This is a genomic window from Hymenobacter artigasi (assembly GCF_012275535.1).
GTDB lineage: Bacteria > Bacteroidota > Bacteroidia > Cytophagales > Hymenobacteraceae > Hymenobacter > Hymenobacter artigasi.
Window position 1 is genome coordinate 42,087 of sequence record NZ_JAAVTK010000015.1, and the last position, 16,394, is coordinate 58,480.

19 protein-coding genes are annotated in these 16,394 nt (G+C 63.2%); 16 read left to right on the forward strand and 3 right to left on the reverse strand.

What is annotated here, in order from left to right; translation table 11 throughout:
- Nucleotides 1–103: 103 nt before the first annotated feature.
- From HBN54_RS19385 to HBN54_RS19425, 9 genes are all read left to right on the forward strand, one after another.
- Nucleotides 104–445, forward strand: a complete 342-nt coding sequence (locus HBN54_RS19385; RefSeq protein WP_168674883.1) for a rhodanese-like domain-containing protein — start codon at nucleotides 104–106, stop codon at nucleotides 443–445.
- A gap of 69 nt (nucleotides 446–514) precedes the next feature.
- Entirely contained in the window at nucleotides 515–1,075 is a 561-nt protein-coding gene (locus HBN54_RS19390; RefSeq protein WP_168674884.1) for a YeeE/YedE family protein, read from the forward strand.
- 9 nt (nucleotides 1,076–1,084) lie between these two features.
- Nucleotides 1,085–1,732: a class I SAM-dependent methyltransferase gene (locus HBN54_RS19395; RefSeq protein WP_168674885.1), complete on the forward strand. Its 648-nt coding sequence runs from the start codon at nucleotides 1,085–1,087 to the stop codon at nucleotides 1,730–1,732.
- Complete coding sequence (locus HBN54_RS19400) at nucleotides 1,729–2,139, forward strand: DUF6691 family protein (protein WP_168674886.1); 411 nt, start codon at nucleotides 1,729–1,731, stop codon at nucleotides 2,137–2,139. The genes HBN54_RS19395 and HBN54_RS19400 overlap by 4 nt, the downstream gene beginning before the upstream one ends.
- A 29-nt stretch (nucleotides 2,140–2,168) precedes the next feature.
- Entirely contained in the window at nucleotides 2,169–3,218 is a 1,050-nt protein-coding gene (locus tag HBN54_RS19405) for a c-type cytochrome (RefSeq protein WP_168674887.1), read from the forward strand.
- Nucleotides 3,219–3,227: 9 nt separating this feature from the next.
- Nucleotides 3,228–4,691 (forward strand): OprD family outer membrane porin, encoded by a 1,464-nt coding sequence (locus HBN54_RS19410; RefSeq protein ID WP_168674888.1) that lies wholly within the window; start codon nucleotides 3,228–3,230, stop codon nucleotides 4,689–4,691.
- 19 nt (nucleotides 4,692–4,710) lie between these two features.
- Nucleotides 4,711–5,259 carry a DsrE family protein gene (locus HBN54_RS19415; protein WP_168674889.1) on the forward strand — a complete coding sequence of 183 codons (549 nt, stop codon included), beginning with the start codon at nucleotides 4,711–4,713 and terminating at the stop codon, nucleotides 5,257–5,259.
- A gap of 105 nt (nucleotides 5,260–5,364) precedes the next feature.
- Nucleotides 5,365–6,648 carry an MFS transporter gene (locus tag HBN54_RS19420; protein WP_168674890.1) on the forward strand — a complete coding sequence of 428 codons (1,284 nt, stop codon included), beginning with the start codon at nucleotides 5,365–5,367 and terminating at the stop codon, nucleotides 6,646–6,648.
- 33 nt (nucleotides 6,649–6,681) lie between these two features.
- Nucleotides 6,682–8,118 carry a bifunctional metallophosphatase/5'-nucleotidase gene (locus tag HBN54_RS19425; protein ID WP_210428120.1) on the forward strand — a complete coding sequence of 479 codons (1,437 nt, stop codon included), beginning with the start codon at nucleotides 6,682–6,684 and terminating at the stop codon, nucleotides 8,116–8,118.
- A gap of 148 nt (nucleotides 8,119–8,266) precedes the next feature.
- Here the strand turns inward: HBN54_RS19425 and HBN54_RS19430 are convergent, their stop codons facing one another.
- Nucleotides 8,267–8,515, reverse strand: coding sequence for a YgaP-like transmembrane domain (locus HBN54_RS19430; protein ID WP_168674891.1), 249 nt, complete (start codon nucleotides 8,513–8,515; stop codon nucleotides 8,267–8,269).
- Nucleotides 8,516–8,780: 265 nt separating this feature from the next.
- Between HBN54_RS19430 and HBN54_RS19435 the strand changes: the two genes are divergently transcribed.
- A complete protein-coding gene (locus HBN54_RS19435; RefSeq protein ID WP_168674892.1) occupies nucleotides 8,781–9,149 on the forward strand; it encodes a PKD domain-containing protein in 369 nt (122 codons plus the stop codon).
- 5 nt (nucleotides 9,150–9,154) lie between these two features.
- Here HBN54_RS19435 and HBN54_RS19440 read toward each other — a convergent pair whose 3' ends face one another.
- On the reverse strand, nucleotides 9,155–9,712 hold the full coding sequence (locus tag HBN54_RS19440) for an IS5 family transposase (protein WP_168674893.1): 558 nt from the start codon (nucleotides 9,710–9,712) through the stop codon (nucleotides 9,155–9,157).
- A gap of 137 nt (nucleotides 9,713–9,849) precedes the next feature.
- Between HBN54_RS19440 and HBN54_RS19445 the strand changes: the two genes are divergently transcribed.
- Nucleotides 9,850–10,176: a hypothetical protein gene (locus tag HBN54_RS19445; protein ID WP_235955609.1), complete on the forward strand. Its 327-nt coding sequence runs from the start codon at nucleotides 9,850–9,852 to the stop codon at nucleotides 10,174–10,176.
- Nucleotides 10,177–10,383: 207 nt separating this feature from the next.
- Nucleotides 10,384–10,881 carry a GNAT family N-acetyltransferase gene (locus HBN54_RS19450; protein ID WP_210428121.1) on the forward strand — a complete coding sequence of 166 codons (498 nt, stop codon included), beginning with the start codon at nucleotides 10,384–10,386 and terminating at the stop codon, nucleotides 10,879–10,881.
- Nucleotides 10,882–12,199: 1,318 nt separating this feature from the next.
- Here HBN54_RS19450 and HBN54_RS23890 read toward each other — a convergent pair.
- Complete coding sequence (locus tag HBN54_RS23890) at nucleotides 12,200–13,582, reverse strand: S41 family peptidase (RefSeq protein WP_168674895.1); 1,383 nt, start codon at nucleotides 13,580–13,582, stop codon at nucleotides 12,200–12,202.
- Between the two features lie 214 nt (nucleotides 13,583–13,796).
- Here HBN54_RS23890 and HBN54_RS19460 point away from each other — a divergent pair, with 214 nt between their 5' ends.
- The 4 genes from HBN54_RS19460 (at nucleotide 13,797) to HBN54_RS19475 (ending at nucleotide 15,770) form a co-directional block, all read left to right on the forward strand.
- Nucleotides 13,797–14,456, forward strand: coding sequence for a DUF6624 domain-containing protein (locus HBN54_RS19460; RefSeq protein WP_168674896.1), 660 nt, complete (start codon nucleotides 13,797–13,799; stop codon nucleotides 14,454–14,456).
- Between the two features lie 396 nt (nucleotides 14,457–14,852).
- Complete coding sequence (locus HBN54_RS19465) at nucleotides 14,853–15,008, forward strand: hypothetical protein (RefSeq protein WP_168674897.1); 156 nt, start codon at nucleotides 14,853–14,855, stop codon at nucleotides 15,006–15,008.
- A gap of 181 nt (nucleotides 15,009–15,189) precedes the next feature.
- The gene (locus tag HBN54_RS19470; RefSeq protein ID WP_168674898.1) at nucleotides 15,190–15,450 is read left to right on the forward strand and encodes an AbrB/MazE/SpoVT family DNA-binding domain-containing protein; all 261 of its coding nucleotides are present in this window, start codon (nucleotides 15,190–15,192) and stop codon (nucleotides 15,448–15,450) included.
- Nucleotides 15,438–15,770 carry a type II toxin-antitoxin system PemK/MazF family toxin gene (locus tag HBN54_RS19475; RefSeq protein ID WP_168674899.1) on the forward strand — a complete coding sequence of 111 codons (333 nt, stop codon included), beginning with the start codon at nucleotides 15,438–15,440 and terminating at the stop codon, nucleotides 15,768–15,770. The genes HBN54_RS19470 and HBN54_RS19475 overlap by 13 nt, the downstream gene beginning before the upstream one ends.
- Nucleotides 15,771–16,394 lie beyond the last annotated feature (624 nt).

The window sequence follows — 16,394 nt, forward strand, 5'->3', positions numbered from 1 at the left end:
CAAAACCGGTGCCCCCTCTCCCCAAGGAGAGGGGGTCAGGGGGTGAGGTGTTCGTCAGGCCAGTTTATCTTCTCATTTCTCATCCCACTCAAAACCCACTCCCATGTTCGGTTTTAATAAATCTGCTGATTCCGCCTTCCAAAACCTCACCCCCGCAAAGTTCGCCGAGGGCCTGCGCCAGCCCGGCGCGGTGCTGCTCGACGTACGCCGCCCCGAGGAATTCGCCCAGGGCCATTTGCCCTCGGCCGTAAACATCGAAGTCACCGCGCCCGACTTTGCCCAACGCGTGGCCAGCCTCGACAAAGACGCGCCCACCTACGTGTATTGCCGTAGCGGCGCCCGCTCGGCCAGCGCGGCCGGGCAGCTCACGCAAGCTGGCTTCGCCAATGTGAGCAACCTGCTCGGCGGGGTGCTCGACTGGCCCGAGCCGTTGAAGACCAAGTAGTCGCCCCCTTTATTTTTCTCAGCGTCCGGCCCCAAGCCGGGCCGGACGCGCTATTTCGATTCGAATTTTATGCTTGAACTTTTGCAAAAGCCCTGGCCCTGGTACGTGGCCGGGCCCCTGATTGGCCTGACGGTGCCGGCTCTGCTGCTCATCGGCAACAAGGCCCTGGGCATCAGCTCCTCGCTGCGCCACGTATGCGCGGCCTGCGTGCCGGCCGGTATCCCGTTTCTGACCTACAACTGGCGGGCCGAAATCTGGAACCTGGTGTTCGTGCTGGGCGTGGCCCTGGGCGGCTTTATCGGCTACCGGGTGATGGGCCACCCCGACGTGGTGGGCATCTCGCCCGAGACCATGCACGACCTCAAAACGCAGCTGCACCTCACCGATTTTTCGGGCCTGCTGCCCCGCGAGCTGTTCTCTATTGATAACCTGGCCAACTGGAAAGGCTGGTTCTTTCTGGTATTCGGGGGCTTTCTGGTGGGCTTCGGCACGCGCTACGCCGGGGGCTGCACCTCGGGCCACGCCATTTCGGGCCTCTCGAATTTGCAGTGGGTGTCGCTGGTGGCCGTTATCGGTTTCTTTGCCGGCGGCCTGTTGATGACTTGGGTGGTTTACCCGAAGCTGTTTTAATTGCCGACCATGACGCACGCCGCTGATTTCTGGGATGCCCGCTACGAGGCCGAGGCCTATGCCTACGGCACCGAACCCAACGCCTATTTTCGCCGGCAACTCGACGCGCTGCCCCCCGGCCGCCTGCTGCTGCTGGCCGAGGGCGAAGGCCGCAACGCCGTGTACGCCGCCCGCAAGGGCTGGCAGGTCACGGCCGTGGACTTCAGCGACGAGGCCCGCGCCAAGGCCCAGCGCCTGGCCGCCAGCCAGGGCGTGCGCCTCGACTACCGCGTGGAAGACCTGCTGAACCTGGCCTGGCAGCAGCCGGCCGCCTACGATGCCATCGGGCTGATTTACGCCCATTTTCCGCCCGCTGAGCGGCAGGCCGTGCATGCGGCCGCCGTGGCCAGCCTGGCCCCCGGCGGGCACCTGCTGTTGGAGGCCTTCAATCCCCGGCAGCTCGGCCTCTCGTCGGGCGGCCCGCGTGAGGCGGAGCTGCTCTACGAGCCGGCCCAACTGGCCGCCGATTTCGCCGGCCTGACGCTGCTGGAAAATCACGAATTGGGGGTGGTACTTGATGAAGGCAGCTTCCATGCCGGCCCGGCCAATGTAGTACGCTTGCTGGCCCGGCGCACCACCAATTCTACCTCATCCACTGAACTCACTTACTCGATATGAAATACTTTAAATACCTGGTGCTGGGTACCTTGTTCGGCATCATCCTCACCAAAAGTGAAGTCATCAGCTGGTTCCGGATTCAGGAGATGTTCCGCTTCCAGGCCTTCCACATGTACGGCGTCATCGGCTCGGCCATTGTGGTGGGTATGGTTTCGATTCAGCTCATCAAGCGCAACCGCCTGAAAAGCATTGACGGCGAAGAAATCACGCTCGCCGATAAGAAATTCAACCACGGCATCTGGATTGGCGGCTTCATCTTCGGCCTGGGCTGGGCCATTACCGGGGCCTGCCCCGGCCCCCTGTTTGCCCAGCTGGGCAGTGGCGTGGGCGCGGCGGCCGTGATGATTGTGGCCGCACTGGCCGGCACCTGGACCTACAGCGCCCTGCGCGAAAAGCTGCCTTACTAACGCATCCCCCTCACTAAACTGACCTGACCATGAAACCCTCGGAAGAACGGGTGCAACAGCTGCCCCACCTGGTGCGCCTGCTGATGCTGCTGACGGCAGCCGTGGTGCTGGTCCTGGTGGTGGTGCTCACTAAAATTTACGGGCCGCCGGCCGCGTCCACGCCCGTTGCGGTGGAGGACGAGGCCACCCAGGGCCCGCCGCCGGCCGGCAGCTACCACCGCCCCGCCACCCCGGCCCCCGACACGGCCCTGATTCCGCGCACGGCCGCCGGCCGCCAGATTCGCTACGGCCGCGAGCTGATTGCGAACACGGCGCATTACCTGGGGCCCCAGGGCTCCGTCCTGCACCTGACCAACGGCATGAACTGCCAGAACTGCCACCTGCAGGCCGGCACGCAAGGCTTCGCCAACAACTACCTGGCTGTGGCGGCCACCTACCCCAAGCTCCGCGCCCGCTCGGGCCAGGTGGAGGGCATCGAGAAGCGCGTGAACGACTGCCTGGAACGCAGCCTCAACGGCCAGCCCCTGGCCGACAGCAGCCGCGAGATGCGCGCCATGGTGGCCTACATCAAGTGGCTGGGGAAGGATATTCCCAAAGGCAAGAAGGTGTACGGCACGGGCTTTATGAAGCTGCCTTATCTTGACCGGGCCGCCGACCCGGTGATTGGCAAGGCCGTGTTCGCGGCTAAGTGCCAGAGCTGCCACGGTCCCGCCGGCCAGGGCCAGCAGCTGGCTGACAATTCTGGCTACCAATACCCGCCGCTGTGGGGGCCGCACAGCTACAACGACGGCGCGGGCTTGTTCCGCGTCACCAACCTGGCCAAATACGTGAAGGCGGCCATGCCCTACGGCGCCACCTTTGACCACCCCCAGCTCACCAACAAGCAGGCCTGGGACGTGGCGGCGTTCGTGAACTCGCAGCCCCGCCCCCACCTGCGCACCACGCACGACTGGCCCGACATCAGCAAGAAGCCGGTGGACCATCCCTTCGGGCCCTACGCCGATGCGTTTTCAGTACAGCAGCACAAATTCGGACCGTGGCAGCCCATTGAGGCCGCCCACCCCGGCAAAAGCAACTAATTCCCGCTGATGAATTTTCTCTTGCGTCTCCGCGTGGCCGCCCTGCTGCTGGTTCCCCTCGCCGCGCGGGCGCAACAGGCCGAGCCCGCCCCCACCCTGCCCACCACCGGCCGGCCGGTGCTGGTGCCCTACGCCCACCCTCCCCAACCCGCTAAGGCCGACACCCTGCCGGCCCGTACGCTGGCCGAAGCCTTCGGGCGCGGGCAGTGGCACGGCCGGGTGCGCAACTACTTCATGGCCACGCGCAACCAAGGCGGCCTGCCCGACTACTACGCCAACGGCCTGGGGGCCGGGGCGCGGTTCGAAACGGCCCCGCTGCACGGATTTTCGGTGGGCGCCGGCGGCTTTTTCTGGGTGAACCTGGCCGCCAATGACCTGGCCACGCCCGACGCGACTACCGGCGCCGTGAGCCGCTACGAAGTGGGCCTGTTTGACGTGAGCGACCCCGCCCGCCGCCAGCTCACGGGCCGGCCCGAGGAGCTGTTCGTGCGCTACCGCTGGCGGAAGTCGGTGGCCACCTTTGGCCGGCAGCTGCTGGTCACGCCCCTGCTCAATCCGCAGGATGGCCGCCTGAGCCCCAACTACGAGCAAGGCCTGTGGCTGGAAGTGAATGAGCTTGCCCACACTACCATCACGGCGGGCTGGCTGACGCACATCGCCGTGCGCTCCACTTCGGAATGGACGTCGGTGGCCAATTCCCTCGGCCTCTACCGGGCGGGCGTGGACGAAACCGGCAAGCGGACCGACTACGCCGGCAACCAAAGCAGCCTGGGCCTGGGCGTGCTGGGCCTCAGCCGGCAGCTGGGCCCCCGCACCCGCGTGCAGGCCTGGAACTACTACGCCGACAACCTCTTCAACAGCTTGTTCACGGAGCTGACCACCGGGCGGGCCGTAGGGGCGGGCCAGCTCACGCTGGGCGCGCAGTACCACTACCAGCGCACGGTGGGCACCGGCGGCAACGCCGACCCGCGCCTGGCCTACAGCGCGCCCGGCCGCCAGGCCCACGCGCTGAGCGCCCGTCTGGGCGCGCAGCGCGGCCCCTGGAGCCTTAGCGCCAACTACACCCGCATCACCCGCACGGGGCGCTTTCTGTTTCCGCGCGAGTGGGGCCGCGAGCCGTTCTACACCTTTCTGCCCCGCGAGCGGGAAGAGGGTTTCGGCGGCCTCGACGCGGCCGCGCTGCTGGCCAGCTACGCCGTGCCGGCCGTACCGGGCCTGAAGGCGGAAGTGGGCTACGGCCACTACTACCCGCCCGACGTAAAGGATTTTCGCCTCAACAAGTACGGTATGCCGTCGTACAGCCAACTCAACGCCTCGCTGAGCTACCCGTTTCGCGGCTGGGCCAGGGGCCTGCGGGGCCAGCTGCTCTACCTTTACAAGGCCTCCCTGGGCGACACCCACGGCGAAACCCGCTACGTGGTGAACAAGGTGGACATGCACCAGCTGAACCTGATACTGAACTATGATTTCTAACCCCCTTACCCGCCTGCCGATGAACTCCTTTTCCCGCTTGCTCGCTACTGCCGCCCTGTTGGCCACCCTGGGCACCGCCCAGGCCCAGACGACGCCGGCCACACCCGCTGCTCCGCCGGCTGCGGGCGCTGCCACCCCAACCCCGGCTCCGGTCCTCACGCCACCCAATGCGGCTGTAGCGGCCAAGGCGGCGGCATTTGAGGGCGCGCCAGCCACCAAAAAGCATTATCGCGCCGTGTATCAGCTCGATAGCAACGACCCCAAGCTCATCAACCAGACGCTGCACAATATGCAAAATGCCCTGAAGGACCCGCGCCTGAAGGATAAGCTGGAGTTGGAGCTGGTGGTGTTCAGCGGTGGCACGGTGGTGTTCAAAAAAGACCAGCCCTACGAGGCCGACGTGCTGGCCCTGCAACAGGCCGGCGTTATCCTCTCCCAGTGCGCGAACTCGATGAAAGCCTACAAGCTGACCAAGGACGACATGCTGCCCTACATCTCCGTGGTACCCACCGGCAACGGCGAGCTGATTATCCGCCAGACCGAGGGCTGGGTGCTGGTGCATCCGTAGACGGCTTCCGATATCAAGGAAAAAAGCCCGTCATGCTGAGCGCTCTGTTTCATGCTCAGCATGATGTTTTCTCCCCCTATTTCAATCCTCCCCAACCCACTCACCATGCCCGTCCAGCTTGGCCTGCGCGAAAATGCCCGGCAGTTTACCCTGCTGGTTATCGTCAATGCCTTTGTGGGCGGCATGGTGGGGCTGGAGCGCACCATTCTGCCCCGGCTGGCCGAGCAGGAGTTTCACCTGGTGGCGCGCACGGCCATTCTGGCGTTCATCGTGGTATTCGGCCTCACCAAGGCCGGGGCCAACTACTACGCGGGGGCCTGGGCCAATAAAGTGGGGCGCAAAAACCTGCTGCTCATCGGCTGGCTTTTCGGGCTGCCCGTGCCACTGCTGCTGCTCTGGGCACCCAGTTGGGGCTGGGTGATTTTTGCCAACGTGCTGCTGGGCCTCAACCAGGGCCTGGCCTGGTCGAGCACCGTGGTTATGAAGATGGACCTGGTGGGCCCCAAGCAGCGCGGGCTGGCCATGGGCCTGAATGAGTCGGCCGGCTACCTAGCCGTAGCGGCTACTGCCTTCGCTTCGGGCTGGCTGGCCACCGAATACGGACTGCGCCCCTACCCGTTCTACCTGGGCATCGCGCTGGCGGTGCTGGGCCTGCTGGGCAGCCTGCTGGTGCGCGACACCCGCGCCCACGTAGCCCTGGAAGCGGCGCAGGCCCCAGCCGGGCCGGCGGGCCCCCGCCTCTCGTTCTGGGACGTGACCTGGCGCCACCCCAACCTGGGCTCCGTGACCCAGGCCGGGCTGGTCAACAACCTGAACGATGGCATGGTGTGGGGCCTGCTGCCGCTGCTGCTGGCCACCAAAGGCTTCACTCTCACGCAGATTGGCACCGTGGCCGCCGTGTACCCGGCCGTGTGGGGCCTGGGCCAGCTCCTGACCGGCCCGCTCTCCGACCGGCTCTGCAAAAAGGACCTGCTGTTCTGGGGCATGCTGCTGCAGGGCGCCGTGCTGCTGGCCATGCTATTTGCCTCAACTTACCCGGTGTTCCTGCTGCTGGCGGCGCTGCTCGGCGCGGGCACGGCATTGGTGTATCCCACGTTTCTGGCCGCCGTGGCCGAGTTTGCGCCGGCGTCGCAGCGGGCGCGCAGCGTAGGCATCTTCCGCCTCTGGCGCGACGCAGGTTATGCCATCGGGGCGCTGCTCACCGGCCTGCTGGCCGATGCTTTCGGGCTGCCATCGGCGCTGGCGGCCATTGGCGGGCTCACGGTGCTCTCGGCGCTGGTTATCCGCCGGCGCATGTACTGCCCACCCGTGGCGGCTGGTAACTGCGGGCACCCTGCACTCGCCGGGCAGCCGGCCATTGCCCGGCCACTTTGGCCGGCCGCCGGCTAACGCGGCATCTTCATCACCTCTTTCTGTTGTGCTATGGCTACCACGCTCACCTTGTTTCAGCTAAACGATGTGCACGGCTACCTGAACCTGCACCAGGAAGCTTTTTTTGGCCCGGCAGGGCTCGAATACCGCCGCTGCGGCGGCTACTCCCGCATTGCCACGCTCCTGCGCGAGTTGCGGGAGCAATATCCTCACCACCTGTTTTTTGATGGCGGCGACACCTTCCACGGCACCCGGCCGGTGGTAGCCACCGAGGGCGGCATCCTGCCCCCCATCCTCAATGAGCTGGGCATCGCCGCCATGACCGCGCACTGGGATTTTGCCTACGGCCCGGCCCGGCTCAATGAGCTGGTGAGCCAGCTCAACTACCCGCTGCTGGCGGCCAATGTCTACCAGCAGGAAGGCGGCGCGCTGGCCTATGCGCCCACGTTGCTGCTGGAAACGGCGGGGCTGCGCGTGGGCATCATCGGGCTGGCTTGCCCCATTGTGGACAAAACCATGCCGGCCCAGTTCAGCACCGGCCTCCGCTTCACGAATGGGGCCGTCGAGCTGCCGGGCCACGTGCAGCGCCTGCGCACCGAAGAGCGCGCCGACGTAATTATCCTGCTCTCGCACTGCGGCTTCCCACAGGATGTAGCCCTGCTCGAAGGCTGTCCCGGCATCGACGTGTGCCTGAGCAGCCACACCCACAACCGCCTGTATACGCCTTTTGTAGCCGGCGGTGCGCTCGTGATTCAATCCGGGGCCCACGGTTCTTTCCTGGGACGCCTCATCCTCACGGTGGAGCAGGGCCGCGTGGTTTCTCATACGCACGAGCTGCATGAAATCGGCGAGCACATCGCACCCGATGCGGCCCTGCAGGCCCGCATCGACGCGGCCCTGGTCCCGTTTGCCGCGCTGGATGAAGTGGTGGGCACCACGGCTACCGGCCTGCACCGCCTTACGGCAGTCGAGTGCCCGGCCGATGATTTTTTGCTGGCCAGCCTGCAGGCCCTGGTGCCCGCCGACCTGTATTTTTCCAACGGCTGGCGCTACGGCGCGCCCATCGCGCCCGGCCCAGTGCTGCTCAGCGACCTATATGACCTAGTGCCGATGGACCCCGAAATTGAAACCGTGGAGCTTACCGGCGCCGAGCTGCAAGTGATGCTCGAGCAGAACCTCGAAGGCACCTACAGCCAAAACCCGCTGCACCAGATGGGCGGCTACGTGAAGCGGACCCTGGGCATGAAAGCTTATTACAAGGCAGAAAATCCCAAGGGCAGCCGCCTGCAAGCGGTGTTTGTGCAAGGCCAGGCCCTGGACCTGGCCCGTACCTATACGGCGGCCTTCATTACCTCGCAGGGCGTGCCCCACCGGTTTGGCCGCCACCGCCACCAAACCGGCCACCACACCATAGCGGCCATGCGCGCCTACCTGGCGCAGCACCACCCACTGGTGGTGCATCCGCACGACACGTTTGTGGTTGCCTGACGGCTACATTGCCTCAGCCGGCCCGGCCTGTTTCTCCCCAGACCCAACATGCCACCTGCCCGCCCTAACGCTCCGGTTGAGAGCAGGGCGGGCAGGTGGCATGTTGGTTTCAGCCGCCACGGGATATACCAGCGGCCGCAGGCGCAGGCTACCGGGCCGAATCGGCCGGGCCGGCTCCCAGAATGGCGCGCACCTGCGGCCCGTCAAAAGGCAGCCCGTTGAGCGGGGCCAGCAGGCACCAGTCGAAAGCTCCCATGGAAAGCGGCACCAGGCCCAGTACCGATAACGCCCAGCCTTTCCGGCCCATGGCCAGGCCCGTCCCAATCAGACCGGTACCGATGGCAATGCGGGCCGCCCGGCCACCGGGCGAGGCAATTAAACGAATGAAATTATCCATAACGCGGAGGAGTAAGTGTGAGGTATTCGCTGAAAAAATCCAGCTGATAAACTATACGGCCGCACGGGACAACCGTTCGCCGGGCTCCGGATAGTAGCTTATGTGCTCCGGCCGTGCCCAATGCACGATTCCTCCTGCACTACTAATTCAAGAGGTAGCCCGCGCTGGCCAATGGGCGTGTACGAGGTGCGCCTGGGGGCGCAGAATGCCTCTGCACCGGGGTAGCCATCCGTATCAACTCCCTGTTCGCGTCCCACCCGGTGCCATGGCCGGCGCTACACGGATGCGGGCCGTTATCAATCAGCCCTTACACACGGTTTTTGCCGGCGGCTGCGTGCGTGCGTCCGTACTGGGCGAGACAGAGGACTATACGGTAGTTATTCTGCCGCCACCGGTGGCCCCGCGTGCCGGCTTTGTGGCAGACCTGCCAGCCGCGTGCAACGGGCTGGTGCAGTTCCGCGATACCAGCCAATACGCGCCGGTAGGGTGGCAATGGTCGTTTGGCGACGGGGGCACGGCCACCCAGCAGCATCCCGTGCACCAATGCGCAGCTCCTGGCTCGTACATGGTTTCGTTACAGGCCCGCAGCCTACGGAACCCAAACCAGCACGAAAACGGGTTATGTCACTCTTAGCTCGCTCACCGCTGGCCCCCGGCCGGCGGCTTGCCTGCCGGCACCCACTTTTGGCAAAACAATAGGCCAGCACGGGTCCGCTTGGCCGCTGGCAGTAAGGGCCGGGCCGCCCGGCTATCGTGGCCGTTGGCGGCGTGTACAAGCACGCGCCAAATGTGCCCGCCCGTGTCGCAGAGCACTTGCTGTTTGCGCCCGTTAACGCGCTTGTGCGCGTCGAGGCCCCGCTGCTGGTTCAGGCGCGGGGCCTGGTTGACGCTTTGCGCATCGACCAGCGCCAGGGACGGGGTGGGCCGGCGGTTACACGCCAGCCGGTCGGCGCGGTTGGCGGCCTCGTTGAGCCGTTGCAGCAGGCCGGTAATTTGCCATCGGGCAAAATAGTGGTACACGGCCGACCAGGGCGGAAAACAAGCTGGCAGGCTGCGCCACTGGCAGCCGGTGCGGTACACGTAGCGCAGGGCGTCAACAACTTGGCGCAAACACAAGCGCCGCTTCCGTTGCAGCGGCAGCAAGGGCGCAATAACTTGCCACTGCGAGTCAGTGAGGGGTTGATAGCCGTCAACCATAATGCGAACCGGAGCCTACGAACTCCTGCCCCAACTTACTGGCTCGTTTCTTTTTGCCCTGCCCAATTCCCAAACACGCTATAAGCTAATTTTGGTGCTCCACCAGACCACTCAGTCTACGCTCAACAGGTACGATTATGGGGTTTTTCAACCGATTTAAGCCTCAACTACGGGCTGAGGAGCTATTCAGTGCCACACAGGCGGCTAGGTCCTCCAGTAAAGACCACGCTAAAATGACACGGGAAGAATTAGAGGCAGAAGAGAAAAAAATGAAAGCGCAAAAAACCATCACGGCGCTGGTCATTGGGGTGGTGATTGGTCTCGCTGTTTGGTCTGCGACCCATCATAAAGGGTTTGCCCTGACGGGTATGCTGCTGCTTTTTGCTTGTTGGATTGCTCACAAAAACTCCCAAAACCTAAAGAGCGTTCGAGCGGAAATAAGCCGCAGGGATACGGTTGGTTAAGCAAGGTGCTGTGGCCCGGTTTCGGTCGACATGTTGAGCCTAATCGTTGAGGCCTCGAACCCGTGAACAGCGTTGGCCGGTACCCCAGACAAAGAACCAAGCTGGCTGGGGTAGTTCACTTAAACGGTCCTGCCGTAAACGCGCTCCGTTCAATGGAAGGAGCATATTACCTTCGCTGAAAACCCTGCGATGATTAAACTAGCCCCCATGCAGCCGGAAGAAGGCGCCTGTTTTTACCCGTGGATTGGCGACCCCGACGTCATTCACTATTCGCTGTCCGCTTTCCAAGCGATGAAGACGCCGGCGCAGATTGACCACTGGTTCGCGGCGACCTTACAGGATGAGAAAAGCATCAATCTCGGCATCTATCTGCAAGAAACTAACGCTTTGATTGGCTACGCGGGCCTCTCGAACCTTTCCACCACCAACCAGTCGGGCGAATATTTCATCCTGATTGGGGAGAAAGCCTATTGGGGGAAAGGGGTGGGCACGGCGGTGACGAAACAGGTGCTCACCCTGGGATTTACCGTGCACCGGCTCAATCGCATTATGCTCACGGTTTCCGAATCGAATCTGGGCGGCGTGAAAGCGTATACCAACGCCGGTTTTGTGGTGGAGGGGCGCCTGCGAGCGGCCTGCTGTCGCAACGGCCTGTTCCACGATAAAATCGTGATGTCGGTTCTGAAGGCGGAATGGCAGCTGTGAAAGCTGCTTGTGGTCTAGGAAAACCTTCAAAGTAGCAGACAAGGAGATTATTGCTTTCCCCAAATCGATAGCAATAGCGATAACTCTTACGTGTCCGCTTCCTGTCATCGTTCGAATCCGTGACCTCCTCGGCCACATAGCCCGCTGCGTTGCGTCGAAAGCGCGTGCGCTCCCGCTTCTCTTCCTGCCAAGCATCACAGGCAAACGCGCACCGGCGCTTGAACACGACTTCGGCCGATTCCACTTGCCGCAAGCGCCCGTCCGCTGTGTAGGCAAAATGGCGGCGAATGAACTGGTCTTCGGGCTCGGCCGAGTGCGTCGGAAAGGACGAATGGCCGGCGAAACGTAATTCTTCCGCGAGTCGTCCCTTTGCATCATACCGGTAGGCCAGTAGGGCAGACGTATCGTTGCGGGCACTGAGCGTGAGCGCGTGGACGAGCCGGTGGGCCCGGTCATAGGCGTATCGCGTGCGTTGGTCGCGTTTTCCGCGGTCCGTAGTGACGTACGCGACGCAGTGGCCCCGCGCATTGTAGGTGTAGGCACCCCGCGTACGCTCTTCGCCGTGTTCGTCGAAGAATAGGACTTCTTGGAGCACGACGCCGACGCCGTACCGGCGCTTGGTAAACAGCGCCGGCTGGCCGGTGGCTTGTACCGCTTGCACCAGCGGGGAGTGCAGGACGGCCGGCAGGTCCTGGAGACGGACGATGGACCGAAACGGGTTGGTGTTCACGGTGAGGGAACTGGGGTCGTCGGGTGTCTCCCGCACGTATTCGCGCACGGTACGCCCCCACCAGCTGTAGTCGTAGTCCGTGATTTTAACCCCCACGTTGGAATGCAGCTCGTAGCGGCGCACCAAGCGGTTGCCGGCGTACACGTTGCCGGTAATCATCGTGAGGTACCCCCCCGGCCAGTATGGGCCCACATACTGCCGGTAGTACTTGAACACGAGCCGGCCGTGCCGGTCGTAGGCGCGCACATTCAGCAGGGTATCGCCGGTAGACTGCTCCACCCGCCGCAAGCTGAGGGGAGGATTTGCGTTGTCGGCCAAGTCGTTGTCCAGCGCGTAGACAGTCCCGGGCTCCGGTTCTGCCTCCAGGGCGACGCCTATCGGTTCACACGCCACGACTATCCCGGCGAACGCGAGAAGCCAGAAACGAGGATGCCGAAAAACAGCCATGGGATAAAGAGCAAGGAAACAGACCGAAATAAGACCTTAATTGCATAGAAACAATTTCAAGGCACTGTATATTCAAACGGTCGTGCCTTGAACACGCTTCGTTCAAAAATAGGAGCGATTGTCTGACCGGTCCGAGCGGGTCTAGGGGTTTTCCAGCAACCGCAGGGCCTGTGCCAGCCAGTCCTCGTCTCGGGCCAGGCGCACGTCCGGCGCGACGCCGACGGCCTCGTAGGCAACCTGATTCGGCAGGCGCAGCGTGGTGGTGCTCAACTGTAAGCCCCAGCACGGCGTGGGGAGCGAGAAAACGTTGCCGTAGCCCACGAAGCCGCCAGAATTCTCACCCGCCAGCGTTGTCTTGGTGGAGTGCTTGGCCCAGAACAAGAGCGTTTCGCAGGTGCTGGCACATCCCCGGTCGTAAAGAATGACGACCCGCTCCGGGCGGCCGACGATGCCGGTGAAGGTCTTTACTGGCACGGTGGGGTCGGACCGGAACTGGCCCGCCGGCACGTGGTGCAACCAGCGCAGTGTGGTCCGCACCCGCTGCAAGGCGTCCGCGCCGTAGTCCGCCGAGTCGTGTTGCATGCGGCGGTAATACTCCGTCAGCCGCGCCACGTTGTCGGGCGTCACGTAGTATTCTTCCCGCTGGTCGTCTTGGAACGGGGCGGTGTACAGGAACGGGACCAAGGGCACCACGGCATCATCGGCACCGCCTCCGTTGCCGCGCACGTCAATAATCAGGTTCTGGGGCGGTCGGGCCGCGACTTGCTGGCAGACAGAATCGAGTTGTGTCCGCAAGCCCCCGTCAAAGGAGGGGAGGCGCAGGTACGCGGTCTTCGCCGTGAGGGCGCGGTAGGCCAGGGGACCGGCGACGGGCGGGGATGTTGGCTGGCCCACCTTCTGCCAGCTGGTGCCGCGCAGGTAGCCCTGCTCCTGAAAAACGTCGCCCAGGCAGCTCGCCGAATGGTTGCGGTTGTACTGGATAACCCGGTACCGCGATTCCCCGGGTAAGCGTTGCAGTTCCAGCTTCACCTGCCCCGTCCGCCACAGCGGGGTACGGGAGGTGACGATGACGCCCACGTAATCCCGAAAGCGGGTGCGGGAAGGCTGAATCTGTACGACATAGGTACTGTCAACCGTCTGGTAGCGGCCTTCGATAGCGGCGAGGGGATAGGTCCGGGCCAGCCGGGGCCGGCGTGTTTCAGCCTGTTGAAAGACGGCTCCGGTTTGAAACCGCTGGACGGCCGTCGCATCCCGGTCGTTCACGCCGGGGCGGGTGGCGCCGCTGATGTCGGTGTGTTGGTCGTGGAAGAACTCCACGTACGCCACGAGCACCGGCAAGCAATGGGACTCTTTTTTCGCCCGTGCCGATGCCCGGCGGAGCCGGCGCTTCAACCGCTCATAGGCAGGGCGGGTCAGGGCAGTGACGTCGTGCGCGTAAGCCGGCAGGTTGCGCTCCAGATAATTGACGACGTAATCAAAGTCCTGGGTGCAGCCGCAGGGTTGGGGAGGCGCGGATTGGGCCACGCAGGCCGTCCCTCCGAGCAGGAGCCAACCAAGGAAGTGCAGGCCAAGGAGAGGGCATTTTAGCACGCGGGACAGAAGCGGAGGCGGAACAGTAGGGGGAAGATTCGCAGACAAACTTAATGCTGAGCTCTCACCAAATCAGTCAGTTCAGCGAAACGGTCAGACGCTAAACGCGCTTAGTTCATAAATTGGAGGATTTACTTACCTTCCTGGCATGAAGAACTTGCTGTATGTGGCCTTACTCAGCGGGTTGGCCTGGCCGGCGGCGGCACAAATCAGCCCCAACCTTCGGCTCAAGCACGAGTTGGATAGCCTCTGCGAGGTCGACCAGCTTTACCGGGCCATGCTGTTTGACCCGCGGCTGACCCGTCGGCCGGATTCGCTGGCGAAGGTACTGGGCGTTGCGAAGGACCAGCTCAACCAGGCCATCATGACCCATATGGTGCGGACGGACGCCACGAACCTGGCGCGCGTGCAGGCCATTCTGACGCAGTACGGCTACCCTGGCAGGTCCTTGGTGGGCATTCCCACCAACGAGGCCGCGTGGTACGTCATTCAGCACGCCCCAGCGCTCATCCCCCAGTACTTGCCGCTCATGAAGGCCGCCGCTGAAGCCGGAGAACTGCCCTTTTCGCGCTATGCCACGATGCTGGACCGCCAACTTATGTTCGAGGGCAAGGAGCAGGTGTACGGCACGCAGGCCCGCAGTGACCCCCACAACACGTACTTCATCTGGCCCATCCAGCAGCCGGCGCAGGTGAACCAGCGCCGCAAACAGGCCGGCTTCACCACGACGGTGGAGGAAAATGCCGCCCGGCTGCACGTGATATACAAGGCACTGACCTTGGCCGACGTCGCAAACATGCCCCAATAGCTCAAGCTCCCCGCCGCTTCCTGAACCAGCCCGCCGTACTGCGAAGCGGAGTTCAGCGAAAGGGTGCTGTCATAAACGCGCTGTTTGGTAAAACGAGGGTATTATTGTGTTTCACTCGGGTCTGCATAGACCGACGCCATGAAACAACGGAGCTTCGTTGACCGCCTGACGTTCACCCGGGTCGCTTCCTGGTCCGACCGCGGGTCTCATCGCCGAAGCTTGGCCCATCACGGCTTGGCGGCGAAAAAGGTGTACTTGCTAGGGTATGCGGCCGCTTCCTCCGCCACCGTCCATCGCATCTGCCAGTGTGTGCAGCGGCAAAGCGCGGGGTGCTTGCGTAGGGTGTTTCGGGAATTGCCCCACAGCGCAGAATGGTGGTCCGAACCCCTTGGGCCGATGTGCACCGTCTACTTACTGGTAGAACCTGGCCACGCCCCACAGCTGGTCGTTCTCGATTCCTGCCCAGAGTCGCCGGTGTTGCTCGATGTGCCGGCGCAGGGGTTTCCTTTCCATTTCCTGTTCGGTAAAACCATCGTGAGCGAGGCCACTTAAGGTCCCTGAAACACCTGCAGGAAATGAAACGGGCAGTTTACCGAAACGGTGATTTGAATAGCTGCAGTCTTCCGGATGGGGCCAAGAATGGTCCGCTAGCGGTTCTAAAGCTGCTGCTTTCGAGCGATTGAAACCAACAGCTCCCGGTAAATGTACTTACATTGTACGTACATTTACTTTCATGAACACGCGCCTGATTCGCATAGGCAATTCCCAGGGAATTGTGCTGCCCAAGAAACTACTGCAGCAGTACCACCTCACCGGCGAGGTCGACCTGCAGCCCACGCCCGAGGGCTTGCTCATCAAGCCGGTGGTGAAGACCCGCCGCCAGGGCTGGGACGAGCGATTCCAGCACGCCTTGGCCCAGGGACAAGCCCCGGAGGGCGAGTTGCTGGAGGGCTTTTCGGACGAGGCCTTTGAGGAAACGGAATGGCAGTGGTAGGCGTGCAGCGTTTCGAGGTGTGGCTTGTCAACCTCGACCCGACCCAGGGCAGCAAAATCAACAAGACCCGCCCCTGCGTGGTGCTCTCCCCCGACGAAATGAACCGCCACCTGCGCACGGTCACCATTGCAGCCCTGACCAGTACCCGGCGCGACTACCCTTCCCGGGTGGAGTGCACCTTCCAAGGCAAAGAGGGCCAGGTCGCGCTGGACCATATCCGCTCCGTCGACAAGACCCGCTTGGTACGCCGCCTGGGGGTGCTGCCCAAGACCACGGCGCAGGCCGTCTGTGACCGGCTGCAGGAGCTATTTCAGTACTGAGGACTGATGTCTGCCGTTCACGGAAAGGAGCGGTATTTTTGCTCGCATGGCTTCTGTTCGTCCTGGTCTTGTTGCGTTATTGCTCTGCGGGGCGGTCATGGGGTGCAAGTGGAACGATGAAACGGCCAGCTTTCGCACGGAGCCCCTGGAGCCGTACACCCGGCAAATCCTTCAAGGAAGGCCGCAGCCTTGGACTACCACCGCCCGCCGCATCGTTGAACACCTGCTCGGGCTGCCCGAACGCGAGGCGGGCTCGGTCACCTACCAGGAAGTGCATCACCTCAACGGGGTCGTCATGAGGGCAAGCTACGCAAAAGTCCCGCTGGGCGAACCAGGCGGCCAGCATAATACACTCCTTCCCGCTCGGTTTGGTTCCTTTGGCCTAGGTACCCCTCGCGGGGCCAAATGGCATCACGCGGAGCCCTGCGCCCTGCAACGGATTGGTGTTGTAACCGCTGCTCCAACAAATCCCGCAGTTACTCGCCAGATTGACCCTGTAACTGTAGAACCGGCGCGGAGTTGGTTGCAGAAACGGTCTTAAACCCGGTTTTCAGTGACTGCATCCGAGTTTGAGAATCCACCCATCCAGTTCAAGTGCAGATAATAACCTCGCCCGGCTAATTC